The organism is Methylococcus capsulatus, assembly GCF_036864975.1.
Lineage (GTDB): Bacteria > Pseudomonadota > Gammaproteobacteria > Methylococcales > Methylococcaceae > Methylococcus.
This window is the reverse complement of the sequence record NZ_CP104311.1, coordinates 1789512-1813407: the sequence shown is the minus strand read 5'-3', so window position 1 is coordinate 1813407 and position 23896 is coordinate 1789512. Positions and strand designations below refer to the sequence as shown.

25 protein-coding genes are annotated in these 23896 nt (G+C 61.7%); 15 read left to right on the top strand and 10 right to left on the bottom strand.

The genetic code is table 11. The annotated features are described in order from the left end of the window. The first annotated feature begins 172 nt into the window (after positions 1 to 172). The 7 genes from N4J17_RS08985 to N4J17_RS08955 are packed head-to-tail and all read left to right on the top strand — an operon-like array spanning position 173 to position 10173. Complete coding sequence (locus N4J17_RS08985; protein ID WP_198321840.1) at positions 173 to 1261, top strand: phytoene/squalene synthase family protein; 1089 nt, start codon at positions 173 to 175, stop codon at positions 1259 to 1261. Positions 1262 to 1292: 31 nt separating this feature from the next. Next, a complete protein-coding gene (gene shc / locus N4J17_RS08980; RefSeq protein ID WP_198321841.1) occupies positions 1293 to 3257 on the top strand; it encodes a squalene--hopene cyclase in 1965 nt (654 codons plus the stop codon). Further along, the gene (locus tag N4J17_RS08975) at positions 3254 to 3964 is read left to right on the top strand and encodes a phosphorylase (RefSeq protein ID WP_198321842.1); all 711 of its coding nucleotides are present in this window, start codon (positions 3254 to 3256) and stop codon (positions 3962 to 3964) included. Before shc ends, N4J17_RS08975 begins: the two co-directional genes overlap by 4 nt. Before the next feature lie 8 nt (positions 3965 to 3972). Further along, positions 3973 to 6642: an MMPL family transporter gene (locus N4J17_RS08970; RefSeq protein WP_198321843.1), complete on the top strand. Its 2670-nt coding sequence runs from the start codon at positions 3973 to 3975 to the stop codon at positions 6640 to 6642. Between the two features lie 39 nt (positions 6643 to 6681). Further along, complete coding sequence (locus tag N4J17_RS08965) at positions 6682 to 8070, top strand: aspartate aminotransferase family protein (protein WP_198321844.1); 1389 nt, start codon at positions 6682 to 6684, stop codon at positions 8068 to 8070. Between the two features lie 27 nt (positions 8071 to 8097). Next, positions 8098 to 8478: a copper resistance CopC family protein gene (locus N4J17_RS08960; protein WP_198321845.1), complete on the top strand. Its 381-nt coding sequence runs from the start codon at positions 8098 to 8100 to the stop codon at positions 8476 to 8478. 18 nt (positions 8479 to 8496) lie between these two features. Beyond that, positions 8497 to 10173, top strand: coding sequence for a copper resistance D family protein (locus tag N4J17_RS08955; RefSeq protein ID WP_198321846.1), 1677 nt, complete (start codon positions 8497 to 8499; stop codon positions 10171 to 10173). Between the two features lie 69 nt (positions 10174 to 10242). On the opposite strand, the gene N4J17_RS08950 is transcribed toward N4J17_RS08955, so the two are convergent. The 6 genes from N4J17_RS08950 to N4J17_RS08925 all read right to left on the bottom strand — a co-directional run bounded on the left by N4J17_RS08950 (position 10243) and on the right by N4J17_RS08925 (position 15445). Further along, positions 10243 to 10860 carry an HpnM family protein gene (locus N4J17_RS08950; RefSeq protein ID WP_232470230.1) on the bottom strand — a complete coding sequence of 206 codons (618 nt, stop codon included), beginning with the start codon at positions 10858 to 10860 and terminating at the stop codon, positions 10243 to 10245. Positions 10861 to 11046: 186 nt separating this feature from the next. Beyond that, positions 11047 to 13542 (bottom strand): heavy metal translocating P-type ATPase, encoded by a 2496-nt coding sequence (locus N4J17_RS08945; RefSeq protein WP_232470231.1) that lies wholly within the window; start codon positions 13540 to 13542, stop codon positions 11047 to 11049. Next, the gene (locus N4J17_RS08940) at positions 13535 to 14116 is read right to left on the bottom strand and encodes a cation transporter (RefSeq protein ID WP_198321847.1); all 582 of its coding nucleotides are present in this window, start codon (positions 14114 to 14116) and stop codon (positions 13535 to 13537) included. The genes N4J17_RS08945 and N4J17_RS08940 overlap by 8 nt, the downstream gene beginning before the upstream one ends. 51 nt (positions 14117 to 14167) lie before the next feature. Continuing rightward, positions 14168 to 14602: a hypothetical protein gene (locus N4J17_RS08935; protein WP_198321875.1), complete on the bottom strand. Its 435-nt coding sequence runs from the start codon at positions 14600 to 14602 to the stop codon at positions 14168 to 14170. A 73-nt stretch (positions 14603 to 14675) separates the two neighbouring features. Further along, the gene (locus tag N4J17_RS08930) at positions 14676 to 14885 is read right to left on the bottom strand and encodes a hypothetical protein (RefSeq protein WP_198321848.1); all 210 of its coding nucleotides are present in this window, start codon (positions 14883 to 14885) and stop codon (positions 14676 to 14678) included. A gap of 119 nt (positions 14886 to 15004) precedes the next feature. Continuing rightward, the gene (locus N4J17_RS08925) at positions 15005 to 15445 is read right to left on the bottom strand and encodes a hypothetical protein (protein ID WP_232470232.1); all 441 of its coding nucleotides are present in this window, start codon (positions 15443 to 15445) and stop codon (positions 15005 to 15007) included. Between the two features lie 153 nt (positions 15446 to 15598). On the opposite strand from N4J17_RS08925, the gene N4J17_RS08920 reads away from it, so the two are divergent. The 7 genes from N4J17_RS08920 to N4J17_RS08890 all read left to right on the top strand — a co-directional run bounded on the left by N4J17_RS08920 (position 15599) and on the right by N4J17_RS08890 (position 20524). After that, on the top strand, positions 15599 to 16531 hold the full coding sequence (locus N4J17_RS08920) for a sulfite exporter TauE/SafE family protein (RefSeq protein WP_232470233.1): 933 nt from the start codon (positions 15599 to 15601) through the stop codon (positions 16529 to 16531). A gap of 135 nt (positions 16532 to 16666) precedes the next feature. Further along, positions 16667 to 17284 (top strand): methylthioribulose 1-phosphate dehydratase, encoded by a 618-nt coding sequence (locus N4J17_RS08915; RefSeq protein WP_198321873.1) that lies wholly within the window; start codon positions 16667 to 16669, stop codon positions 17282 to 17284. Further along, positions 17281 to 17841: a 1,2-dihydroxy-3-keto-5-methylthiopentene dioxygenase gene (locus tag N4J17_RS08910; RefSeq protein WP_198321849.1), complete on the top strand. Its 561-nt coding sequence runs from the start codon at positions 17281 to 17283 to the stop codon at positions 17839 to 17841. The genes N4J17_RS08915 and N4J17_RS08910 overlap by 4 nt, the downstream gene beginning before the upstream one ends. After that, entirely contained in the window at positions 17838 to 18521 is a 684-nt protein-coding gene (mtnC, locus tag N4J17_RS08905) for an acireductone synthase (protein ID WP_198321850.1), read from the top strand. Before N4J17_RS08910 ends, mtnC begins: the two co-directional genes overlap by 4 nt. Positions 18522 to 18761: 240 nt before the next feature. Next, entirely contained in the window at positions 18762 to 19349 is a 588-nt protein-coding gene (locus N4J17_RS08900; protein WP_198321851.1) for a YcbK family protein, read from the top strand. 141 nt (positions 19350 to 19490) lie between these two features. After that, positions 19491 to 19835, top strand: a complete 345-nt coding sequence (locus N4J17_RS08895) for a hypothetical protein (RefSeq protein WP_232470235.1) — start codon at positions 19491 to 19493, stop codon at positions 19833 to 19835. 20 nt (positions 19836 to 19855) lie between these two features. Continuing rightward, complete coding sequence (locus tag N4J17_RS08890; RefSeq protein WP_198321853.1) at positions 19856 to 20524, top strand: thiopurine S-methyltransferase; 669 nt, start codon at positions 19856 to 19858, stop codon at positions 20522 to 20524. Positions 20525 to 20539: 15 nt separating this feature from the next. Here the strand turns inward: N4J17_RS08890 and N4J17_RS08885 are convergent, their stop codons facing one another. The 4 genes from N4J17_RS08885 to N4J17_RS08870 all read right to left on the bottom strand — a co-directional run bounded on the left by N4J17_RS08885 (position 20540) and on the right by N4J17_RS08870 (position 22508). Continuing rightward, positions 20540 to 20806 (bottom strand): RNA recognition motif domain-containing protein, encoded by a 267-nt coding sequence (locus tag N4J17_RS08885; protein WP_198321854.1) that lies wholly within the window; start codon positions 20804 to 20806, stop codon positions 20540 to 20542. A gap of 169 nt (positions 20807 to 20975) precedes the next feature. Then, a complete protein-coding gene (locus N4J17_RS08880; protein ID WP_010960118.1) occupies positions 20976 to 21185 on the bottom strand; it encodes a cold-shock protein in 210 nt (69 codons plus the stop codon). Positions 21186 to 21666: 481 nt separating this feature from the next. Then, entirely contained in the window at positions 21667 to 21825 is a 159-nt protein-coding gene (locus tag N4J17_RS08875) for a hypothetical protein (RefSeq protein ID WP_198321855.1), read from the bottom strand. A gap of 89 nt (positions 21826 to 21914) precedes the next feature. Then, complete coding sequence (locus N4J17_RS08870; RefSeq protein WP_277458198.1) at positions 21915 to 22508, bottom strand: IS3 family transposase; 594 nt, start codon at positions 22506 to 22508, stop codon at positions 21915 to 21917. Positions 22509 to 23336: 828 nt separating this feature from the next. Here N4J17_RS08870 and N4J17_RS08865 point away from each other — a divergent pair. Beyond that, entirely contained in the window at positions 23337 to 23867 is a 531-nt protein-coding gene (locus tag N4J17_RS08865; RefSeq protein ID WP_198323742.1) for a PepSY domain-containing protein, read from the top strand. Positions 23868 to 23896 lie beyond the last annotated feature (29 nt).

The following is a 23896-nucleotide window of genomic DNA, read 5'->3' as shown; positions in this document are numbered from 1 at the left end:
ATTCCCTTGAATGGGAACGCATGCTAGCATCCAGTTGCATATTACTCAACTCATCTTCGATAAAAAAACAACAGAACTTGACTCAAGCCTTCGATTCTGTAGACTTTCACCCCTTTTACAAGCAGTTAGCCACCGTGGCCGACTCGAGCCCGAGCAACCGACGCTACCCTAGATGAGCGGAACATCCCTCTCACAGCCCGCCAGACACGAGCATCTGTCGGACGACGAATTCCAGGCCGATTTCCTGGACGGCGTATCCCGCACTTTCGCTTTGACGATCCCGCGGCTGCCGGAGAGCCTCGCCCGCCCGGTGTCCAACGGGTACCTGCTGTGCCGGATCGTCGACACCATCGAAGACGAGGTGGCGCTGACGTCGGCCCAGAAGCGACGATATTGCGAGCACTTCGCCCGGGTCGTCGCCGGAACCGCGCCCGCCGCCCCACTCGCCGACGAACTCTTTCCGCTGCTCTCCGAACAGACCCTGGCTGCCGAGCGGGAACTGGTCGCCGCCATTCCCCGCGTCATCAGCATCACCCACGGCTTCGCCCCGCCGCAGCAGGAGGCGTTGGCCGACTGTGTGGCCACGATGTCCAGAGGAATGGCCGAATTTCAGGACAAGGATCTGCGCCACGGCCTCAAGGATCTGCGGCAGATGGGCGATTACTGCTATTACGTCGCCGGTGTGGTCGGAGAGATGCTGACCCGGCTGTTCTGTCATTACTCACCGGAAATCGCCGTACATCGGCCCCGGCTCATGGAACTCGCGGTGTCCTTCGGGCAGGGGCTGCAGATGACCAATATCCTCAAGGATTTGTGGGACGACTACGCGCGCAACGTCTGTTGGCTCCCGCAGGACGTATTCATGGAATACGGCTTCTCCCTCGCCGATCTCCGGCCGCACCACGACAACCCCGATTTCGTCCGCGGCTTCGAGCGGCTGATCGGCGTGGCCCATGCCCATCTGCGCAACGCCCTGGAGTACACGCTGCTGATCCCCGGCCATGAAACCGGCATCCGCGAATTCTGCCTTTGGGCACTGGGGATGGCAGTACTCACGCTGCGCAAGATCCACCGCCACCCCTATTTCAGTGATTCCGCCCAAGTAAAGATCTCGCGGCGTGCGGTCAAGGCGACGATCATCACCTCGCGGCTGACTCGCAGCAACGACGCCTTGCTGAAGGCCACATTCCGGCTTGCAGGACTTGGCCTGCCCACCGCGGAGCCTGCCGCCGTGCTCCAACCCAAACCCATCGATATTTGAATTCGCCCCGAACCGCCAGGAAACATCGCCCATGTTGAGAGAAGCGACAGCAATATCCAATCTCGAACCGCCGCTGACCGCCTCATACGTCGAGTCTCCTCTCGATGCAGCGATCCGGCAGGCCAAGGACCGTCTGCTGAGCCTGCAGCACATGGAGGGCTACTGGGTGTTCGAACTCGAAGCCGATTGCACCATTCCGGCCGAGTACATCCTTATGATGCATTTCATGGACGAAATCGACGAGCCACTGCAGACCAAGATCGCCAACTATCTGCGCGCCCACCAGAGTGCCGACGGCAGCTATCCGCTATTTCAGGGCGGCGCCGGCGACATCAGCTGCACCGTCAAGGCCTATTACGCCCTCAAGCTGGCCGGCGATTCCATCGACGCCCCCCACATGAAGAAAGCCCGCGAGTGGATTCTCGCTCAAGGCGGCGCTGCGCGATCCAACGTATTCACGCGCATCATGCTCGCCATGTTCGAGCAGATTCCGTGGCGCGGAATCCCCTTCATCCCGGTGGAAATCATGCTGCTGCCGAAGTGGTTTCCCTTCCATCTGGACAAAGTGTCGTACTGGTCGCGCACGGTCATGGTGCCGCTGTTCATCCTGTGCAGTTATAAAGTGACTGCGCGCAATCCGTCCCGGATCCATGTCCGCGAACTGTTCACGGTCGATCCGCAGAAGGAGCGCCATTATTTCGATCACGTCAAGACGCCGCTCGGCAAGACCATCCTCGCTCTGGAGCGGTTCGGGCGGATGCTGGAGCCCCTCATTCCCAAAGCCATGCGCAAGAAGGCCACCCAGAAGGCCTTCGATTGGTTCACGGCCCGGCTCAATGGCGTGGACGGGCTGGGCGCGATTTTCCCGGCCATGGTCAATGCCTACGAGGCGTTGGATTTCCTGGGTGTGCCCCCGGACGACGAACGCCGTCGGCTCGCGCGCGAATCCATTGAGCGACTGCTGGTGTTCCAAGGCGATAGCGCCTACTGCCAGCCCTGCGTCTCACCGATCTGGGACACCGCCCTTACTTCCCTCACCTTGCAGGAAGTAGCGCGTCATACCGCGGACCTCCAGCTCGATGCGGCTCTCAACAAGGGTCTCAAGTGGTTGGCCTCGAAGCAGATCGACAAGGACGCTCCCGGCGACTGGCGGGTCAACCGGCCTGGTCTGGAAGGCGGCGGCTGGGCGTTCCAGTTCGGCAACGATTATTATCCCGACGTGGACGACAGCGCCGTCGTGGCCCATGCGCTGCTGGGATCGGAAGATCCCGGCTTCGATGAAAACCTGCGACGGGCGGCCAACTGGATCGCCGGCATGCAGTCCAGCAATGGCGGGTTCGGCGCCTTTGACGCCGACAACACCTATTTCTACCTCAACTCCATCCCCTTCGCCGACCACGGCGCCCTGCTCGACCCGCCGACGGCGGACGTAAGCGCCCGCTGCGCCATGTTCCTCGCCAAATGGGTGAGCCGGCAACCGGAGCTGCGTCCCGTCCTCGATCGCACGATCGCATACCTGCGCCGGGAACAGGAAGCCGACGGCTCCTGGTTCGGCCGCTGGGGCACCAACTACATCTACGGCACCTGGTCGGTGTTACTGGCCTACGAGGCCGCCGGCATTCCGAACGACGACCCCAGCGTGCGCCGCGCCGTGGCGTGGCTCAAGGGCATCCAGCACGAGGATGGCGGCTGGGGGGAAGACAATTTCAGCTACCACGATCCGTCGTGCCGCGGCCGCTTCCACACCAGCACGGCGTTTCAGACCGGATTCGCCCTGATCGCGCTGATGGCGGCGGGCGAAGCCGGCTCACCGGAAGTCCAGGCCGGGGTCGACTACCTGCTCAAACACCAGCAGCCCGACGGCTTCTGGAACGATGAATGCTTCACTGCACCGGGCTTCCCCCGCGTGTTCTATCTGAAATATCACGGCTACGACAAATTCTTCCCCCTGTGGGCGCTGGCTCGTTACCGTAACGAACGCTACGCCACAGTGTGACTCGGATCGGTGTCGTCGTCGCTCTGCCGGCCGAATGCCGTACGCTGACAAGGCGTCAGCCGTGCCGGGGCGAGCCGTTTGCCATCGGTGACACACTCCGGGTCTGCCTGTCGGGCAGCGGTCCGGACAATGCGGCGAAGGCCGCGCACCGGCTGGCGCAAGTGGGCTGCAACGGGTTGGTCAGCTGGGGATGTGCCGGTGCGCTGAGGGCACATCTGGCATCCGGCGATCTCATCCTGCCGGCCGAAATCGTTTGCACCGACGGCACGGTGTGGCCGGCGCATCCCGCCTGGCATCGGGAAACGGTACGGTATGCAGAGGCGCTGCCCTGCAAGGTATACAGCGGGCGGATGACCGCCAGCGAAGGCATCGTCCACGGCCGCGACAGCAAGCAGATGCTGGCGGCCGCCACCGCTGCCGACGCCGTCGACATGGAAAGCGGGGCCGTGATCCGCACCGCCGCGGTGCTGGGAGTGCCGGCCCTGGTGATCCGCGCCGTCGCCGACGAAGCGGGGATGGCAATCCCCCGCAGCGTGCTCGACGCACTCGACCCGCACGGCAACACCCGGCTGCCGAAACTGTTTGCCAACCTGGTACGGCGGCCGTCGGATGTTCCCGCCCTGCTCCGCCTGGCCGTGGCTTTCAAGGCGGCCTCGGCGACCCTGCGTGCAATGGCTCCCCATTTGCACGCTCCTGGAAAATTCTGATTCAAGCAATGTCCAAAGGAACAAAAACCGCAACGCAGGAAACGCGGACAAGCTTTCTGATCCGCCTGATGCAGTGCTGGGAATCCAGAGTGCTGACCCACCCGTGGTTGGTCCTGTTCGTCGCGTTTGCCGCCTGCGGCCTGACACTGCAATACACGGCTAAAAACCTGACCGTGAACACCAACACGGCCGACACCATCTCGACCGAACTGCCGTTCCAGAAGAACAGGATCCGGTTCGAAACGGAATTTCCCCAGGATGTCTCCACCATCGTGTTGCTGGTCGAGGGCAAAACGCCGGAGCAGGCGTCGGATGCCGTCGATGCTCTCCACCAGAAGCTGGCCGGGCAGCGGGAAACGATCGAGTCGGTCTATGTGCCCGACGGCGGCGATTTCTTCGCCCGCAACGGACTCCTGTACCTGAGCCTGGAAGACCTGGAAAAGGTCAGCCGGGATCTGTCCGCCGCCCAACCGTTCTTCGGCCGGCTGGCCGAGGACAACAGTCTCGACGGCTTCTTCGGTATCTACGCCCAGGCACTGGACGCCGAGGAATCGGACCTTCCGGTGGAACTGGGCGCCTTCACCCGCCGCCTCAACGAGGCGTTTCGAGCCGCGCTGGAGCAACGCCCCTACCGCCTGTCCTGGCAACAGTTGATCATGGGGCAGAAGGAAGGTCTCGGCATCACCAAGCGTTTCATCGTGATCCGGCCGAAACTCTTCTTCGAGGAATTGATGCCTGCGGCGAAGGCCATGGCTGTCATCGACCAGGCCATCGACGGCGTTCGCTCCGACGATCTGTCCGACGTCCAGGTGCGCAAGACCGGCGAAGTCGTCCTGGAACACGAAGAAATGCAAACGGTGCAGGAAAGCGTCACCATCGCCGGCCTGGCGTCCACCGTGCTGGTCTGCCTCACGCTGTGGCTGGCCTACCGGTCGTTCAAGCTGATGTTCGCCACGTTCCTGACGCTGGGCATGGGCCTAGTGTTTTCCATGGGTTTCGCCACCCTGGCGATCGGCCAGCTCAACCTGATCTCGATCTCCTTCACCGTACTGTTCATCGGTATGGGGGATGCTTATTCGTCCCATTTCTGCCTGCGCTACCGGGAACTCATCCTGCGGGGTATGCCGCAGCGGGCCGCCTTGCGCGAAACCTTCGCGTCGACGGGCTCGGCACTGCTCCTGTGCACGCTGACCGCTGCCATCGGCCTCTACGCGTTCATCCCGACAGCCTACTCCGGTGTCGCGGAACTCGGCATCATTGCCGGCACCAGCATGTTCATCGCTCTGGCCACCACCTTCACGGTACTGCCAGCGGTCATGAACATCCTGCCCTACAAGCCTTCCCGCCGCGCGGTCCAGCACAGACCGCGCGCGTTGACCCGGGCCTTGCTTTCCAACTGGCCGATGCGCTATGCCCGGCCGATCCGGATGCTGACCCTCATCCTGGGCCTCGCAGCCGCTGCCCTGCTGAGCCGCATCGTGATCGACTTCAATCCGATCAATCTGCGCGACCCCTCCACCGAATCGGTCAAGACTTTCAAATATCTGCTCAAGTCCCGCGACACCTCGCCGATGACCCTGGCCTCCCTCGCCTCGAACGAAGAAGATGCCCACGCCAAGATTCAACGGTTCGAGAAACTCCCTTCGGTCGACAGCGTGCGCAGCATATTCGATTTCGTTCCCGACCAGCAGGACGAGAAACTTGCCGCCATCGCGGACCTGGCGCTGGTGCTCGGGCCGCAGCTGCAGAACTTCCCGGCCGCATCCACGGCCAAGCCGACGCCGCAGACCCTGGAAAAACTGCATGCCGCGCTGCGCAAGCAGCTCGAAAAAAACCACGATCCCGATGTCGCCGAGTTGGATGGCACCCTTGATGCGTTCCTCCAAGAACTGCGCACCTTGCCTCCTCAAGCAGCTCAATCCCGCCTCCACGCCCTCGAAAAAAGCGTGCTGGGAGGCTTGAGAAAAACCATCAACAATCTGAATACCAGTCTGAAAGCCGAGCCGATCACTCTGGACTCCCTCCCCGCGGATATCCGCGAGCGCTGGATCAGCGCGCACGGGCTTTACCGCCTGCAGATATTGCCCAGAAATGACCTGAATGATCTGGACAATCTGCGGGAATTCATCCGCGAAGCGCAAACGGTGGACCCCGACGTCACCGACCTGCCGGTGACTTACCTGGAATCGATGAATGCCGTCCTCGTCGCTTTCGCCCAGGCTTTCGGCACGGCGCTCGGCGCGATCACGCTGCTGTTGCTTCTGATCCTGAGGAACATCAAGGATACCCTGCTGGTCCTTTTACCCCTGCTGCTGGCATCTCTGTTCACTGCGGCCATGACGGTGCTCATCCATGTGCCTTTCAATTTCGCCAACATCATCGCCCTGCCGCTCCTGTTCGGCCTCGGCGTCGACAACGGCATCCACATGGCGCACCGGCTGCATTACCTGAAGTCCACGCATGATGCCCTGCTGGACTCAAGCGAAGCCAAAGGCGTGTTCTACGGCGCCCTGACCACCGTATTCAGCTTCGCCAGCCTCGCCTTCACCCCGCACCCAGGCATGTCGTCCATGGGCATCCTGCTGGCCATCGGCCTGATGCTGTCCCTCATCTGTGCCCTCGTGGTTCTGCCGGCATTCGCCGCGCGCCGGGTCAAGGGTCGCGGGTCACTGGTGTAGAATGCTGAGTTTGACAATTCACCAAATCCGAGGTCATTGATGTCGAGTCGTATTGCCGAACTGCTGAGGAACCGCAGAGGCGAAAATTTCGATCTGCATGAAAAATATCTCAACACCCAGATGGTGCGGGTGTTGAAGACGATCGGCTACGACCGGGTTTACGTGCGGGCGCAAGGCCCCTACCTCTACGACGACCAAGGGCGGGAGTACCTTGACCTCCTTAGCGGCTTCGGCGTATTCGCCTTGGGACGCAACCATCCCCACGTGGTCGCCGCGCTGAAGGACGTACTGGACGCCGAGCTTCCGGACCTGGTGCAAATGGACGTTTCGCTCCTGAGCGGCCTGCTGTCGGAAAAGATCCTGCAGTACTGCCCCGGTGACCTGTCGCGGATGTTCTATTGCAACTCCGGCGCCGAGGCGGTGGAAGCCGCCATCAAGTTCGCCCGCTACACCACCAAGCGGGAGAAAATCGTGTATTGCGAACACGGCTTCCACGGCCTCACCCTGGGTGCGCTGTCGCTGAATGGCGAACAGGTCTTCCGCGACGGTTTCGGCCCGCTGCTGCCGGCCTGTACCGCAGTGCCGTTCAACGACCTGGGCGCCCTCGAGGCCGCCCTCCGCCACAACGACGTGGCCGCCTTCATCGTCGAACCCATTCAGGGCAAGGGGGTCAACCTGCCGAACGAGGGTTATCTGGCCGAGGCCGCCCGCCTGTGCCGAAAGTACGGGACACTGTTCGTGGCAGACGAGATCCAGACCGGTATCGGCCGCACCGGAAAATTCTGGGCGATCGAACATTGGGGCGTAGAACCGGACATGATCTTGATGGCGAAGGCACTGTCCGGCGGATTCATTCCCATCGGTGCCGTCGCCATGAAAAAGCACATCATGGAGGCGGTGTTCAACCGAATGGACCGCGCGGTGGTCCATGGCTCGACCTTTTCCAAGAACAACATGGCGATGGCCGCCGGCATTGCCACCCTCGACGTCTTGGTAGAGGAACGCCTGGTCGAAAACGCGGCCAAGCTCGGTGAGCAGATCATTTCCGGAATCCGGGCGATGACAGGGCGCTACGAGCTGCTGCATGCAGTGCGCGGCAAGGGCATGATGATCGCGGTCGAATTCGGCGCGCCGAAAAGCTTCTCGCTCAAAGCCGCCTGGAGCCTCCTGGAGACCGCCAACAAGGGCCTGTTCAGCCAGATGATCACCATTCCGCTGTTCAAGAATCACCGCATCCTGAGCCAGGTAGCGGGACACGGTATGAATGTGGTCAAGTTCCTGCCGCCTTTGGTGATCGGCCAGAAGGATGCCGAGTGGATACTCCAGGCCATGGACGCGGTCATCGCCGATTGCCACAAGGTTCCCGGCGCCATCTGGGACCTGGGCAAAAACCTGACCAGCCACGCCCTTAAAACCAAGGCCGGCTGACCCTTCCCTCCAACACGAGAGGTTGCCATGTTCCCACGTGCCATCAAACAGTCAGGACGGCTCATGCCGGCGGTCGCGCTGTGCCTACTCGCGCTCACCCCCATGGCCTGGAGCCACGCCGTCGTCACCGAATCTTCGCTGACCAGCGAACCGGTGAAGCCCAATCACGCGACCAAAGTGGTGCTGTTTTTCAACTCCGGGGTCGAACTCGCCCTGTCGCGGGTGTTCTTAGTCAGCAAAGGCGACGTGTTCCATCCCGTCCACATCGCCAAGGGTAAGAAGGCAGGCGAGATGCTGGTCGACATTCCCCCCCTGGAGCCCGGCGACTATGCCCTGAAATACAAGGTGTTCGCGGCGGATGGGCACTTCACTGAAAACGTGATCCGTTTCCGCGTCGATAACCCCTAACTCGAGATCGCACACCCCATGTTCATACAAGGCCTGGCCAATTTCATCGATGACTTCCTCGGCGGCTTGATGCTCATCAGCTATGCGCTGATCGTCGGCAGCCTGATCTGGGCCGCCTGGATCCTGCGGGTCTGGGACAGATCCGCGACCGGCACCGGCGCCGGCGAGCCGGTCGTTACCGTCTGCGTCCGCCTGCTGAAAGGGGGAGCGATGACGCTGGCCGCCATGCAGGGCACCAAACTCCTGATCAAGGGCGTGCTGCTCGCCGCGACGCTCGGCGATTTCCCTCTCGAGGCCTATTTCGGGACGGTGCAGTTCATCGCCGGCCTGCTCCGCTTCTTCCTCTCGTGTGGATTCATTTATCTGGCCGGACGACTCAGCGTTTCGCCGGACGACCGCTCGGCCTGGAACACCGCAGCGATCCTGACCGTGCCGCTGGTGATCAGCGGTGCCTGGCTGGTGCACGGCGTAGGACGTTTCGAGCACCGCGAACAGCTCATGGTCATGACGGTGATCCACCAGTTGGCCGCCGCGGTCTGGGTCGGCGGCGTCGCCCAGCTTCTGTTCCTCTGGCATTCCCGGCGAACGGAACAGGCGGCTCATCAATTCTGGCCCATCGCCATCACGCGTTTCGGCCGGCTGGGCGCGACCTCCGTGCTGCTGCTGGTTTCCACCGGCCTGCCGCTGGCCGTGGAATACATCGGCTCGCTGGACGGACTTTTCGGCACCGGCTATGGCAGCCTGGTAGCGACCAAGGCCGCACTGATGGCAGGAGCACTCTATTTCGCCTATCGCAACCACAAGGCCGGGAAGGAATGGAAGGAGCGCGGCGCCTCCGCCGACCTGACCGGCAAGGTGCCCTATTTCATCGAAGCCGAAACTTTCGTGCTGGTGGCCGTCTTATTCGTCGCCGCCACCCTGTCTTCCCAGCCACCCTCGGTGGACATCAAAGACACGACGGCGACGGTCTCAGAAGTCGCCTACATGTTCTCGCCCCGTCTACCCAAGATCAGTTCCCCGACGCACGAGCAGCTTCTGGCGGGGGAACCGGGAAGAGTCGCGGTGGTCGACAAGGTGCCTTCGGTCGCCGCCACCGAGTGGTCGGACTACAACCACAACATCTCCGGCATGTTCCTGACCGGCATGTGTCTGGTGGCGATGCTGTCCTATACCGGACGCTTCCGCTGGACCCGTTACTGGCCGGTAGGGTTCATCGGCCTGAGCATCTTCCTGTTCTTCCGCAGTGACGCCGAAACCTGGCCGCTGGGGCCGATCGGATTCTGGGAGAGCACCTTCGGCAATGGCGAGGTTTTCCAGCACCGTATCGCCACGCTGCTGGCGTTTATGCTCGGCGTCTTGGAGCTGCGCGCCCGCACCCGGCCCGATGCCCACCGGCTGCGCTACATGTTTCCCGTCCTCAGCGCCTTCGGCGGCATTCTGCTGCTCACACACTCACACGCAGAATTCGAGCTCAAAAGCGAGTACCTGATCCAGTCGACACACACCGCCATGGGCCTTCTGGCGGTCGTAGTCGCCAGCGGGCGCTGGCTGGAGCTCAGACTGGCGGCTGCGCCGGTGTCTTTGCAGTCTGCTTCCAGCCGCTTCGACACGGGTCAGGTGGCCGGCTTCCTGTCCATCCTCGCCATGTTCGTGATCGGGAATTTCCTGATGTTCTACCGGGAGCCGCTGTACTGACAGGGCCGCAGCGCGCAAAAAAGGCATCCCGCAGGATGCCTTTTTTTCTGCCGCCCTTCGCAGAGCGAGTCAACTTTTGGAGTTGTTTTCGGTGTTGGCGTAGTCCGTAATCTTCTGAGACAGCTTGCTCATGAGCACGTCGAACCCTTCACGGTCGATGACACTGGTGTATTGTGCCTTTTTCAGTGCCAGATCACTGATGCCGTCGACGACGATGTTGATGATTTTCCACTTGCCGTCGAACTGATTGACCATATAGTCGAACTTCACGGGAGTTTCCTTGGGCGCCACCATCTTATACCGCACCACCACGCGGTCGGGCTTGACCGCCTGATCCGAATCGTACTGGAACTGTTCGCCGCCGTAACTGTTGAACTGAGCGGCGTAAGTGGCGATGCTAAGTTCGGTGAGCTTTTTCACGAACTCCAGCTTCTGCTCATCGGTCAGGGACTTCCAGTGCGACCCCAGGGCGATCTGGGCCACGGCTTCGAACTGGAACACCTCGCGCACTATAGGATCGAGCTTCTTATACCGCCCTTGATAACCCAATTGTTTTGCATTTTTCATCACATCAATGAGCGCGCCGTTCAATTTGTCCACCACCAAGCGAGCGGCTTCCGTACCCGTATCAGCGGTGGCGACTCTTCCCGCCGACAGTATCAAGGCCACCGCCAGAGCGCCAAGCATTCGTAAGAACATGTGATTCCTCACCATAGGCATATTTGCAACAAAATATACCATAAGACCCACAGTTCCCGAATCAGTTTTGAACGGGATAAGGGCTTGGGGCCCCACCTTCGATGCAGGCGTTGCTTTTGAAAAACGATAAGGATGAACGGCCGGGAAAAATCTTCCGGTGGAAACGGGAGATGCCTAACGCCGCTGCAGCCGCAGGGAATTCAACACTACCGAAACGGAACTGAAAGCCATGGCGCCCGCAGCGATCATGGGACTCAGCCGCCCCATGACCGCGAGCGGAATGGCGATCGTGTTGTAACCGAAGGCCCAGGCGAGATTCTGATGAACGACCCGCAGCGTGAATTGGCTGAGTGCCATGCCGTCCGCCACCCGGCTGATGTCGCCCTGGCTGATGATCATGTCGGCGGTCTGCATCGCCACATCGGTACCGCTGCCTATGGCGAAGCTGACGTCTGCGGCGGCCAGCGCGGGGGCGTCGTTCACACCGTCGCCGATCATCCCCACCCGCTCCCCTTGTTCCTGCAGGGCGCGGATGATCTCCAGCTTCTGCTCCGGGCGGGCACGGGCGGTCACTTCCGCGATGCCCACCTGCTGCGCGACATGCTGGGCGGCCGCTTCCACGTCGCCGGTCACCATCAGGGTGCGGACGTTCAGATTCTGCAGTCTTTCGATGGCGGCCCGCGCATGTTCCCGGGGCCTGTCCGCAATGCCGAACACCGCCGCGAGCTTGCCGTCCAACGCCATGAAAACCGGGGTCTTGCCCTGCCCGGCCAGGTTCGCGGCCGGCTCCAGTGCCGGAGCAAGATCGACGCCGGCCTCCTCCAACCATTCGGCATTGCCTATCAGCACATCGCGGCGATCCACCCGGGCGCGGATGCCTCGTCCGGGCACGCTGTCGAAGGCGTGTGAAACCAGGGGCTCGGCTCCGGCCGCCTGCGCCTTGCGGACGATGGCCCTCGCCAGAAAATGCTCGGAGTCGATTTCCGCCGCCGCAGCCAGGCTCAGCAAACGGGGCTCTCCCAACCGCGCAAACCGGATGAGGTCGGTGACTTCCGGCTTACCTTCCGTGATGGTACCGGTCTTGTCGAACACGATGGCGGTAAGTTTCGACGCCATTTCCAGGCTTTCGCCATTGCGGATGTAGATGCCCTTACGGGCGGCCTGCCCGGTGCCGACCATGATCGCCGCCGGCGTCGCCAGACCCAGGGCACAGGGACAGGCGATGAGCAGTACCGCGATGGCATTGGCGAATGCCCGTGCCGCCGGAGCGCCGAGCCAGACCCAGCCGAGAAATGTGCCGGCGGAAATCACCAGGACGGTTGGCACGAACACCGCCGAAACCCGGTCCACGGTCTTCTGGATCGGAAGCTTCGACGACTGCGCCTGCCCCACCATATGGATGATCCCGGCCAGCACGGTGTCCTCCCCCACGGCCGTCACCCTGACCTGGAGCGCCCCGGTGCCGTTGACACAGCCGCCGATCACGCGGTCGCCGGGCCGTTTGATGACGGGAACGCTTTCACCCGTCACCATGGATTCGTCGATCCCGGAGGTGCCGGCGAGGATCTCGCCATCGGAGGGTAAAAGCTCACCAGGACGCACCCGCACGGTGTCACCCACCTTCAAAGATTCGACCGGCACCTCGAACTCCTTGCCGTCCCGCAGGAGCGTGGCGGTGGCCGGCTGCAGATCGAGAAGGCGCCGGATCGCTTCATGAGCGCGCCCGCGGCTGGTCTCTTCAAGGTAACGCCCGTACAGCACGAAGCTGACGATGGCGGCCGCAGCCTCGAAATAGAGCTCGCCCCGCCGCGTCAGCAAGGCTACGATGCTGGAACCGTAAGCCGCGCCGACGCCCAGCGCGACCAGGGAATCCATGTTGGCTGTGCCCTGACCGGCGAGTTTCCATGCCTTGGAGAAAAACGAGCGGCCACTGCCGAGCACTACTGGCGTGGTGAGGAGGGCGCTCAACCAGGCCCATACCCGCCCGTGCGGCATTACCATCCCGAGCACTAGGACCGGGGTGCTGAGGAGGGCCGACACCAGGGCCTGGCGTCGCGCCTTACGGAGACGTTCGGCTTCCCGCGCGGCCATGAGCTTGCGTTGAACGATGCTGTCGGCCGCCTGGGCGCGATAGCCGATCCGCGCGATAGCCGCCATCACGGCGTCGCGGCTGAGAGCGGCCCGGACGGTGGCGGTTTCCGTAGCGAAATTGACGGAAACGTCACGGATACCCGGCTGCCGCTTCAGCATCATTTCGATAAGCAAGGCACAGGACACGCAGGTCATCCCTTCGATCCCGAACTGCCATTCGCGTACCGGCCCGTCACCGACTGTGCTGGCTGGCGTTTCCAGAGTCTGTTTGCGGCGGCCCAGGCTGGCGATCAGGTGATCCGCCACCTGCAGCAGGTTCGCGCGCGGCAGCTGTTCCGGGTTGAAGCGGATCGCCACCGAACCGAGATCCGCCACCACTCGCACGGACCGTATCCCGGCGTGTTTTAGCAGGAGAATCTGCAAGAGGTAGCAACGCTCCGGATCCTTTCGCAGCGCCGGCGCCTGGATCCGGATACGCCGCCGCAAGGCATGCACGACCTCCAGGTTGGGCCAGGCATGCGCGAACGGCGCCGCCGCGCCACGGAGCATCGCAATCTCCGGCCCTGCGGTATCAGACATTGCGGGGACGCCGGGACCGGACCAGAAGGAAAATCATGTAAAACACCGCCATCCACTCGTAGCGATAGCGCAGCGGCTGTCGCAACCAGTGCTGGGTGATGAGGTGCCAGTGCAGTTTGATGAGATAGAGCACCAGCACGTCGTTGAAGAACTCTATCAATCCTCTTTCCCGCGCCGGCGTCAGCAGCTTGGGCGAGTTTTTCAGGGTCCGTCGGGCGACGATTTTCATGGCCGCCAGGGTTTCGCCCGCTTCCTGCGCCTTTGCCCGCAGCCAGCGGAAAGACCGGTCTGCCGGGGCGTTCACGCCCCCCCCCCAACCCGTCTGGGCGACACCGGCATCGACGAGTTGGGCCAATCGCCGCCCGATGGCCTTGAGATCGCACACGGCGATGTCGAAACGCACCGAAAGTTTGCGGCTGCCAGGCTGCAGGCTGACCCGATAAACGCCATCGAGCGCACGTAAGGCTGCCTCGATCTGAGTGCGGGCCGGAGCCTCGCAGAGCGGGGCCGGCAGCTCGAACCGAACATGGCCGGCACCGTTGTAACGCAAAATTATCTGTTTTTTCAGTGACATGATCTCAAGGAGGATTGGCCACGGGCTACCGGCTGGTTTTGATCTGCCGGTTCAGGTATCACCCCGCTCGGACCCTTCCTGGCGTTCGGCCAACAGGTCTTCCAGGTTTTCGCGCTGCTGAAGGATAAAGTCCTTGCCGCCTTCGGCCACGCTCATGGCCGAGCCGATGATTTCCTTGCGGTATTTGTGAATGTAATAGCCTGCCGCCATGCCGAGGCCGAACAGCACCAGCGGATGGGTGAATATCCGCTTGAACAGGGAGCGGCCGGTGTGCGTTCCCGCCGTTGCGGCGGCGCCCACCGCCGCACCCTTGGCTACCGTGGCAACGTTGTGCGATGACTGGACCAGATGGCGGGCGCCGACCATCGCGCCGTGACTCATCATCCCCTCCATACCAGCCATCGGACCCATCATCCCGTGCTCCATCGCCTTGGCCGCGCCCATCGCCGCCTCAGTCATCGTCTTCCCGCCGTGTACGTGAGCCATGATCTCGTTCCTCGTTGACTGTGCCGAATAATCCGATGCTCCCTAGAGGGGAGCGATCCAGAACCGCCGCCGATTATCGGTCATCGGTCGAATGAGGTAAATCCGGCGCATCCATACGGGCAGGGCCGGCATCCGCCAGGATATCGGCTTCGTGCAACATCGCATAAATGCCCTGGCAGCCTTCACAGCAGAAGAGCTTGAGCCCGCTGGTGGTATTCAGGGGAAAACCGGGGGGGATCACCGGCAGGCTACACAGGTCGCACACACGCGGTTCGGTGTCCATCCATCGCCTCCTTGGCGTCGCTTACGAAAATTCAACTGAGTTGATGGGTTATCATAAAAAACTCCGCACGGCTTGACAGCTTGCGGAGTCTGGGGCGGCCCCCTCCGGACGGGGATGAATCAATGGCAACTAAAACTCATCGTCGCAGCCTCGGCACCGTCGCCCGATCCGCGGATGGCGCGGCTCGATGCCTTCATCAGGGCGATCCGGAGAGCGCCGGTCAGGCTGGTCCCCAGACCGATCTGGGTCGCGATTGCAGGCACCAGGATCAAGGAAGCAAAGGCGAGACCGGTGCCTATCAGCAGCGGGCCGATGGGCCCATCCTGCTTCAGCGCGCGGGCCGTTTTCGGCTTTTCGAGGGTTTTCACATGGACTAGGCGGGAAGTTTTCATGTTCGGCTCGCTCTGAATTGAGAATAAATGCTGCGACGAAACAATCTTTTTCAACATTCGTGCCCAATCTTCAGTTACTTGATTCACAAGCACCGGCGGTTCAAGCGGGCGACAACGATGCATGAAGCCATGGCGTATCACACAGGCAAACTGTGTGATATCACGCACTTTTGAAGCCCAGGCTCTTTCTCCCTTCCCGCCTGGGCGCAAGACGTGGGCGGAACAGACCCTGGTCAAACTGGCAGAAAACCTGCACGCCTTATAATCTCCAAGCCACTTGGCTGTCTTCAACACCGTCCGTACCACAACCCGATCGGAATTATGAACTCGACCAATGCAGCGAACCGGCGGTCCTTCACGAGTCCCTCAGCCTGGCTCAGACGGCCTGGCGCGATTGCCCTGGGAATCCTGGGCGTCATCATGATCCTTTTCCTGGACGAACGTATGGGCACCCTGGCCCAGATGCCAGCGCTGGGGCGCGACATGAACTACTGGCTGCTGTTCGTGACCGGTTTTCTGACCGGGTTCCACTGCGTCGGCATGTGCGGGGCACTGGTGCTGGCCTATGCCACCAAACCCACCAGCGGCGGCAAGTCCTCTCCCTTCTCTCATCTGCTTTACGGCATCGGCAAGACCCTGTCCTACACTTCGATCGGTGCGGTTTTCGGCCTGATCGGCTCGATTTTTTCCTTCTCGCCGGTGCTTCGGGGCGCCATCGGCATCGCCGCCGGCTTGTTCCTCGTGCTGTTCAGCTTAGGGATGCTGCGCTGGATTCCCGCCCTGAGCCATTTCCAGATCAAGACCCCGGGCTTCCTGCTGCGCTTCATCGGCACACAGTCGAGGCGGTCCCACAGCCCCTTCGTCATCGGCCTGCTCAACGGTCTCATGATCATCTGCGGCCCGCTGCAAGCCATGTACGTCATGGCCGCGGGCACCAGCAGCCCGCTCGAGGGCGCCCTACTGATGTTCTTTTTCGGCCTGGGGACGCTGCCGGTGATGCTCAGCTTCGGTTGGTTCGCCACGCTCATCACGGCCGGGCTGAAACCCAAGCTGGTCCGGTTCTCAGGTGTCATCGTGCTGATCCTGGGGATACTGATGGTAAACCGCGGTCTCAAGGCCAGCGAAAGCGGAGTCGATTTCCACTCCCTGGTGGTAAGGCTCTCCGGCTTTACCGAATCACGTTGGGGCTTCGTCCTGGCCACACCGGATGCCCCCATGCCGCAGGACATGTCCGGGATGCATCACGATCACTGAAAGCCCGCTTTCCTCCGCAGCGGCTCAAGGAATCGACCGAACGCGCAGCGGCCCGCTACCGCCGATTTTGAGTCGGCCCGCCGGTCCCGTTAGAATCTCGGCACTTCCTCTCTCAATTTCCTCTGGCAAACCTCCATCTTGCGCGACACCGAATTCGAAACCCGCGCGGCCGAACTCATCGAAGCCGGTCGCTTCATCGACAGCCGCGGTTGGGTTCCCGCCACCAGCGGCAATTTTTCCGCCCGCCTCAGCGACGGCCGGATCGCCATCACGGTTTCCGGCCGGCACAAAGGCCGGCTGCGCCCGGAGGACATCATGCTGGTGGACGCCGCAGGCCGTTCGCTCGATGGCAGGAAGCCCTCGGCGGAAACTCTGCTGCACACCGGGATTTATCGGCGCTATCCGGAGGCCGGCGCCGTGCTGCATCCGCACTCGCCCGCTTCGACCCTGTTGTCGCGGCTGGTGTCCGGCGAGGTCATCCTGGAAGACTACGAGTTGCTGAAAGCCCTGGCCGGCATCGATACCCATGCCACCCGCATTGCTGTGCCGATCTTCCCTAACGACCAGAACATTCCCCGCCTCGCCCTGAAAATCGAGGAATACATCGAGATGCACGGCGACATTTACGCCTACATCATCGCCGGCCATGGCTTCTACACCTGGGGGAGATCGGTCGCCGATGCCCTGCGCCATGTGGAAGCGCTGGAATTCCTCTTCGCCCTGGAAACCCACATGCACGGAGTCAAACGATGAGCCTTCTGACCGTACACCCGGAGTCCGGCGCCGGAACGCCGGAGATCGTCCGCGGCGGCGACGCCATCGCCGCACGGCTGGCCGGAATTGGCGTCCTGTTCGAGCGCTGGCAGGCGAACCGGACATTTGGTCCGGATGCCGGAGCGGACACGATCCTCACGGCTTACGCCGAACCGGTCGAACGCCTGAAGCGGAAATACGGCTTCGAATCGGCCGATGTCATCAGCGTCGGCCCCGATCACCCGCAGAAAAGCGAACTGAGGTCTCGCTTCCTGAGCGAGCACACGCACAGCGACTTCGAGGTACGTTTTTTCGTCGAAGGCCGCGGCCTGTTCTACCTACACCACGCTGACCGTGTCTACGGCGTCCTCTGCGAGGGGGGCGATCTGCTGAGCGTCCCCGCGAATACCCGCCACTGGTTCGACATGGGCGCCGAACCCTGTCTGAAGTGCATCCGGCTGTTCACCACAGCGGAAGGCTGGGTCGCCGATTTCACCGGTAGCGACATCGGTGACCGGTTCCCCAGACTCGAAGATTACCTGAAGCATTACGCATGATCCGCGCGATTCTCACCGACATCGAAGGCACGACCTCCTCCTTGTCCTTCGTCAAAGAGACGCTGTTTCCCTATGCTCGCGCCCGCATGGCCGACTTCGTTCGCAGCCATGCCCAAGACGCCACTGTGCAGGCCCTGCTCGCCGAGGCAAGAGCGGCGGCCGGAAACGCCTCGCTGGATGATGAAGGGGTCATTGCCCAGCTCGTCCGCTGGATCGACGAAGACCGCAAGATCACGCCGCTCAAGGCGCTCCAGGGGCTCATCTGGGAAGAAGGCTACCGTAACCGCGACTTCTTTGGACATGTATACGAAGATGCCGTCCGCAGGCTCCGGAGCTGGCATGAACAAGGTATCGCTCTGTATGTGTTTTCCTCCGGCTCGGTGCACGCCCAGCGCCTGCTGTTCGGCCATACCGCCGTCGGCGATCTGCAGCCGCTGTTTTCCGGTTACTTCGACACCCGCATCGGGGCGAAGCAGGAACCTTGCGCCTACAGCGCCATCGCCCGGGAACTGAACCTGCCGCCGTCGGAAATCCTGTTCCTGTCGGACATCGAAGGCGAACTGGACGCCGCCAGGGAAGCGGGCTACAAGACGTTCCTGCTGGTCCGTGAGGGCGGGGTAAAGTCAAGTCATCACCCGCAGGGTGCGGATTTCGATGCCATCCGACCAGAGCTCCTCTGAACCTCGGAAACAGCGTGGTTTACGCGACGCCGTTGGCGATTCGACACGGTTCCGCAATCTTCGGGGGTTGATTTCGGGTCTTCGTAGCGCTTAAAGTTCGGCCCTTGCCCGATCATGGGTGCGGTAATACCGCCCCTTCGGGCCACCAGGATGTCGCAAAAGCCACTGGCATCGGCTCCGGCCGCAGCGGCTTTTTCCGCACCCTGTCATCGAGATGTTCGACTACCGATAGGGGTAATTATGAGATTCAAGTCGTCCTTGCGCGCGCCTTCGCGCGGATCCGAACCCAATCTCAGCCGCCGCAGTTTTCTCACCCGTACAGGGATCGCCGCAACCGGAGCCCTGTTGTTCCCCAGCTTCGACACCTACGCGTACTCCTTAAGCCGAGAGCGCACCCTTTATCTCTACAACAAGCATACCGGCGAAGACATGACCCTGGTGTGCTGCCCCGAGCGAAACTACGACCGGGCGTTACTGCGGCAGTTCAGCCACTTCCTCCGGGATCACCACGTCGATGAAAGCCATCCCATGGATCCGGGACTGATCGACATTCTCTATGCGATCTCCGCGATGACCCGTTCCAACGGCACCTTCGAAATCATTTCCGGCTATCGCGCCCCGGAAACCAACCGGATGCTGCGCAGACACAGCCACGGTGTGGCCGAACACAGCTTGCACATGGAAGGGAAGGCGATCGATCTACGCATGAGCGACGTCAGCACCCGCACCATCCGCAAGATCGCGCTGGCGTTGCAATATGGCGGCGTCGGTTATTACCGCCGAGCCGATTTCGTCCATCTGGACACGGGGCGTATCCGCGCCTGGTAAGATCCCCGGCTGGACAGCTTGGCCCTACCTGCGCAAAACTAGCCGCTTACACGACCGACGACTTGCCGGGTGCTCTTGCGGGGTCACCCGCCCAAGGGACGAGACGGTTCGCCCACCTTTGGAATGGATACTCGCCCACGCATGAAAATCCTGCGCCTCATCCTGCTGTGCCTGGCTTTCGCTACGGCCCACAATGCCGCCGCCATGGGGCCCAACACCCTGAAAGGCCCCATGAGCTTCGTCGAAGTGCTCAATGAGGTGCTGATCATGCGGCCGGCCGGCCTGGTGGCCACCATCGTCGGCACGACGCTGTTCCTGGCTACCAGCCCCTTCACCGGCATCGCCTCGGTGGCCGAACCCCACGATGCCTTCCGCAAGGCCGGCGATGCGCTGGTCGTGGGACCGGCTGCGTTCACTTTCAGCCGCCCGTTCGGCGTCTACGGCTATAACCCGAAAGGGATCTATCCGGCCCGCCGGCCCGACTGAACACACGAAATCCCCCGGCCATGGATCCCGATTTCTGGCACGAACGCTGGCAGCAAAAGCAGACCGGCTTTCACCAGAGCCAGGTCGATCCGCTGCTGGAAACCTTCTGGCCTCGATGCGTCGATCCTGCGCGCCCCAGAGTTTTCGTTCCGCTCTGTGGCAAATCCCTGGATATGATGTGGCTGCGGAATCGAGGACATGCCGTGCTCGGCAACGAGCTCAGCCCCATCGCGGTCGATGACTTCTTCCGGGAAAATGGACTGTCGGCAGACACGACCCCGCTCGGACATGGCTTCGTCCGCGTACAGAGCGGGGAGATGAGTTTGCTCTGCGGCAACTATTTCGAACTGACCCCCGATCTCATGGGTGAAATCGGAGCGGTCTACGACCGTGCCGCACTGGTGGCGATGCCGCCGGCAATGCAGGACCGCTACGCTGGACAGATGCTCCGGCTACTGCCGCATCACCCTCCCATGCTGTTGATCACGCTGGAGTATGAGCCGGCGGAAATGAATGGTCCGCCATTCCCCGTCCCTGAGGAAACGGTGGTGCGCCTATTCAGTCCGGCCTACCGGATCGAACTCTTGTCGGCGCGCGATGCCCTGGAAGGAAATCCGCAATTGCGCGCCAAAGGATTGAGTCACCTGACCGAAAAAGCCTATTGGCTAAAGGCCCAGGCTTCAACCTGAAGCGTGAATGCAGACTCAGCGGCGCCCGCGCCCGCCCGAGCGCGGTCCCTTGTCCAGGGCGACGTAAATCGTCTTGCCTTCGTAATCGGAACCGTCCAACGCCTCAATGGCCTTCCGGGCCTCGTGTCCTTCCATGCTGACCGAAGCCGTACCGCGCGCCTTGCCGGTGAACAAGTCGCGGCTGAGCTGAAGCTCGAAAACCTTTCCGTAGCTGGTGAACAGTTCCTTGAGGCCCGCTTCGGTGGTTTGAGGGGGCAAATTTCTGACAAAAAGTTTCAACATGTGCTGGGCACCTTCATATAAGGAGGGTCGAGCGGAGCGCTGCGACAAAGCACAACGTTTCGCTGAGTGAAGAGGAAAAAACAGGCCGCTTGAAGCGGCCTGTTTTCGTCAGTAGCGGTACGCGACGGGCTTATCGCCCGCACGCCATCCCGGCATAACGAGATGGTTGTTACAGAACCACGACGTTCTCGGCCTGCGGCCCTTTCTGGCCGGCGACTTCGGTGAAGCTCACCCGCTGGCCTTCTTTCAGGGTCTTGAAGCCTTGGCCCTGGATCGAACGGAAATGAACGAAAAGATCACTGCCGTTTTCACGCTGGATAAAACCAAATCCCTTGCTTTCATTGAACCATTTAACGGTTCCCTGTTGCTGTTGTGACATATCGAGTCTCTCGAAAAAAATGGAAACGTAGAGCGTAGTATTACGGCGAGTGAGCAGGTGGAGCGGGTATGGTTCCGGGTGGAACGAACGCTACTGAAACTTGCGTGGCACGGACCCCAATACGACGTCATTAAAGTTAAAGTAATTCGATCCTGTTTTCAAGAAAAATCGAAAAGTCGTGATCGAGAACTCAGCGAAATGGATGGGAGACGGGCGGCCAGCCCCACGAAATGGCCAGGCTCACCAAGACCTGCGGCACGCCAGCCATCGCGATCGTATGGAGACCCGCATAACCCGATGTTTTTCCACGTGCTGAGCGACGATGACGGCGCCGGCCGCTCCCAGGATCAGAAAATTCCCCGCCACCGTGCTGCCGACAGCCAGGGCATCCACGCCTCGGTCGGTATACCGGCTTCACGCTGAACGGTCAGATGAGGCGCAACCAGAGGTACGTTCGAGACCGATTGGCCAATGCCGGCACTCAGGCCGAGTACGGCCGGAACGTCCGTCGTTTCGGGCTGAACAGTAACACGACGACCACCACCGCCAGGGCAATCCAGCTCAGGCGCATGCCTTTGAAAGCCAGCGCAAGCAGCATCGTACGCGGATCGAGATCATGTGCCCGAACCAGCCGCAACACCGGCGACGTACCGACGATTGCCGCGGTAACGTGAACTGGACCCCGCTGTCAAGATAGATTTCGTCAGAGTTTAAGCTGCGTCCATCGCTTCAATTGCAGCGGAGCATCGCTGCCCTGTTGTTGCGAGGGGATTCTCCCCTCGCGACGCCGAAATGGTCTGGGATGCTTGCCCCTCGGCCGACGCCATTGGCATAGATCGCGTTCGGCGTCTGGTTGCCCAGCGACTGGCGCGGGCGCTCGCCGTGGTAGAAAGCGAAATACTCCGCCAGCCCGAGGCTCAGTTCGGCTGCTGTGCCGTATCCCTTCAGATGCACATCTTCATGCTTGACGCTGCGCCACGGCCGTTCGACAAAGATGTTGTCCAAGGCGCGGCCGCGCCCGTCCATGCTGATGGCGATTCCTCCGCGCTTGAGCACATCCGTGAACGCGGCGCTCGTGAACTGCGATCCCTGATCGCTGTGGAAAATTTCCGGCTCGCCATGACCGCTCAACGCATCCTCCAGGCAGTCGATGCGGAACGAGGTATCTATGCCGTTGCTGATCCGCCAGGCAAGCACTCGGCGCGAGTACCAATCGATGATCGCCACCAAATCCACGAAGCCACGCGCCAGCCGGATGTAGGTGATGTCCGTGCTCCACACCTGGTTGGGGGGTGACTTCGATGCCCCGCGGCAGGTAGGGATAGACCCGGTGTTCCGGGTGCTTGACGCTCGTCGCTGGCCCCGGCGCCATGCCGGCCAGTCCCATCAGGCGCATCAGCCGCTGCACTCGCTTGCGATTCACAACATGCCCCTGACGCCCCAGATACACGACCATCCGCCGGCGGCCGTAAAACGGCCGCCGCGTGTACTCCTCGTCGATCAGCCGGCACAGCAGCAGGTCTTCCTCCGACTCCATCGCCGTCTCTTGCCGGCCGTGGTAGGTCGCGCGGCCCCCCCGCCAACGCGCACTGCCGTACCAGCGCCAGACCGCCTTCCCGCTCGATCCAGCCCATTCTCGTGTCGGCGCTCATGGTCCGGACTTTTTTTTGAGCCCGTCCAGTTCCCTCTTCAGCCGCCCAATCTCCTCGTACCGTCGATCTTCCTCTGCGTGCGCCGGCGGCTTGGGGCCGCGCTGGCCTTCGAATAGCGTCGCCGCGTGCTCCAGAATCCCCTTCTTCCACTGCCTGACCTCCCACCGGATGCACCTCGTACCGCTGCCCAATCTCGTTGATCGTCTTCATGCCCCGCGCCGCTTCCAGTCCAACCTTCGCCTTGAATTCCGCGCTATGCACCTTGCGCTTCTTGCCTTCCGTCATGCCATCGTCCTCCCGCGACGACAGCTTAAACCGGTGTCTCAAAATCAGGGACCACTATAACGTTCATCAGCTGTGCCGACGCCAAGTCGCCGATGGGCCGGGCCGCGGGGAGCGCAAAAAGGGGGGTATTCATGGAACCCTTTACGAAAAGCTCCGCCTATAGTAGAGACAGCACACCGTCGCGCTGGCGTGTCCGTCAAACCAAGGAGGCACTATGAAAAAGGCGTATCTTACCCTGCTCGCCGCGGTCGGCTCCGGGATCGTTGTAGTTTCGGCCCAGGCGGGCGAAACGGGGCAGTCCAAGACCAAGGTCAGCATGGAAAACTGCATGCACGCGGCGCTGGCCAAGCGCGCCGGCGAAGTGGTCAAACTGGAGTTCAAGGAGGAACGCGGCGCGCCCACTTATGAATTCGAAGTTCTGGGAGGCGATGGGAAATCCTGGGAACTGGAATGCGACGCCCTGACCGGCAAGATCATCGAGGAAGAGCAGGAGGTCGCCGATGGCGAGGCGCCGCTTTTCAAAACCAAGGCGAGAATCGGGCTGGACGAGGCGAAGAAGATCGCGCTAAGCGCGCATCCCGGCGAGATCGTGGAAGTCGAATACGAAATCGAGTCCGACGGCAATGCGTCCTATGAATTCGACATCAAGACCAAAAGTGGCGAAGTGAAGCTCGAAGTGGATGCCGCGACCGGCAAGATCATCGAAGACGACGAAAAAGAGTTGTATCAGATCGGCAAGGAATGAATCCGCGGCTCTTCCTGACGGAATGCCCG

Excerpts from the sequence above, each read along its gene's own strand:
- N4J17_RS08985 (WP_198321840.1), top strand. The coding sequence starts at position 173 with ATGAGCGGAACATCCCTCTCACAGCCCGCCAGACACGAGCATCTGTCG.
- shc (WP_198321841.1), top strand. The coding sequence starts at position 1,293 with ATGTTGAGAGAAGCGACAGCAATATCCAATCTCGAACCGCCGCTGACC.
- N4J17_RS08970 (WP_198321843.1), top strand. The coding sequence starts at position 3,973 with ATGTCCAAAGGAACAAAAACCGCAACGCAGGAAACGCGGACAAGCTTT.
- N4J17_RS08965 (WP_198321844.1), top strand. The coding sequence starts at position 6,682 with ATGTCGAGTCGTATTGCCGAACTGCTGAGGAACCGCAGAGGCGAAAAT.
- N4J17_RS08960 (WP_198321845.1), top strand. The coding sequence starts at position 8,098 with ATGTTCCCACGTGCCATCAAACAGTCAGGACGGCTCATGCCGGCGGTC.
- N4J17_RS08955 (WP_198321846.1), top strand. The coding sequence starts at position 8,497 with ATGTTCATACAAGGCCTGGCCAATTTCATCGATGACTTCCTCGGCGGC.
- N4J17_RS08950 (WP_232470230.1), bottom strand. The coding sequence starts at position 10,860 with ATGCTTGGCGCTCTGGCGGTGGCCTTGATACTGTCGGCGGGAAGAGTC.
- N4J17_RS08945 (WP_232470231.1), bottom strand. The coding sequence starts at position 13,542 with ATGTCTGATACCGCAGGGCCGGAGATTGCGATGCTCCGTGGCGCGGCG.
- N4J17_RS08940 (WP_198321847.1), bottom strand. The coding sequence starts at position 14,116 with ATGTCACTGAAAAAACAGATAATTTTGCGTTACAACGGTGCCGGCCAT.
- N4J17_RS08935 (WP_198321875.1), bottom strand. The coding sequence starts at position 14,602 with ATGGCTCACGTACACGGCGGGAAGACGATGACTGAGGCGGCGATGGGC.
- N4J17_RS08930 (WP_198321848.1), bottom strand. The coding sequence starts at position 14,885 with ATGGACACCGAACCGCGTGTGTGCGACCTGTGTAGCCTGCCGGTGATC.
- N4J17_RS08920 (WP_232470233.1), top strand. The coding sequence starts at position 15,599 with ATGAACTCGACCAATGCAGCGAACCGGCGGTCCTTCACGAGTCCCTCA.
- N4J17_RS08910 (WP_198321849.1), top strand. The coding sequence starts at position 17,281 with ATGAGCCTTCTGACCGTACACCCGGAGTCCGGCGCCGGAACGCCGGAG.
- mtnC (WP_198321850.1), top strand. The coding sequence starts at position 17,838 with ATGATCCGCGCGATTCTCACCGACATCGAAGGCACGACCTCCTCCTTG.
- N4J17_RS08900 (WP_198321851.1), top strand. The coding sequence starts at position 18,762 with ATGAGATTCAAGTCGTCCTTGCGCGCGCCTTCGCGCGGATCCGAACCC.
- N4J17_RS08895 (WP_232470235.1), top strand. The coding sequence starts at position 19,491 with ATGAAAATCCTGCGCCTCATCCTGCTGTGCCTGGCTTTCGCTACGGCC.
- N4J17_RS08890 (WP_198321853.1), top strand. The coding sequence starts at position 19,856 with ATGGATCCCGATTTCTGGCACGAACGCTGGCAGCAAAAGCAGACCGGC.
- N4J17_RS08885 (WP_198321854.1), bottom strand. The coding sequence starts at position 20,806 with ATGTTGAAACTTTTTGTCAGAAATTTGCCCCCTCAAACCACCGAAGCG.
- N4J17_RS08880 (WP_010960118.1), bottom strand. The coding sequence starts at position 21,185 with ATGTCACAACAGCAACAGGGAACCGTTAAATGGTTCAATGAAAGCAAG.
- N4J17_RS08865 (WP_198323742.1), top strand. The coding sequence starts at position 23,337 with ATGAAAAAGGCGTATCTTACCCTGCTCGCCGCGGTCGGCTCCGGGATC.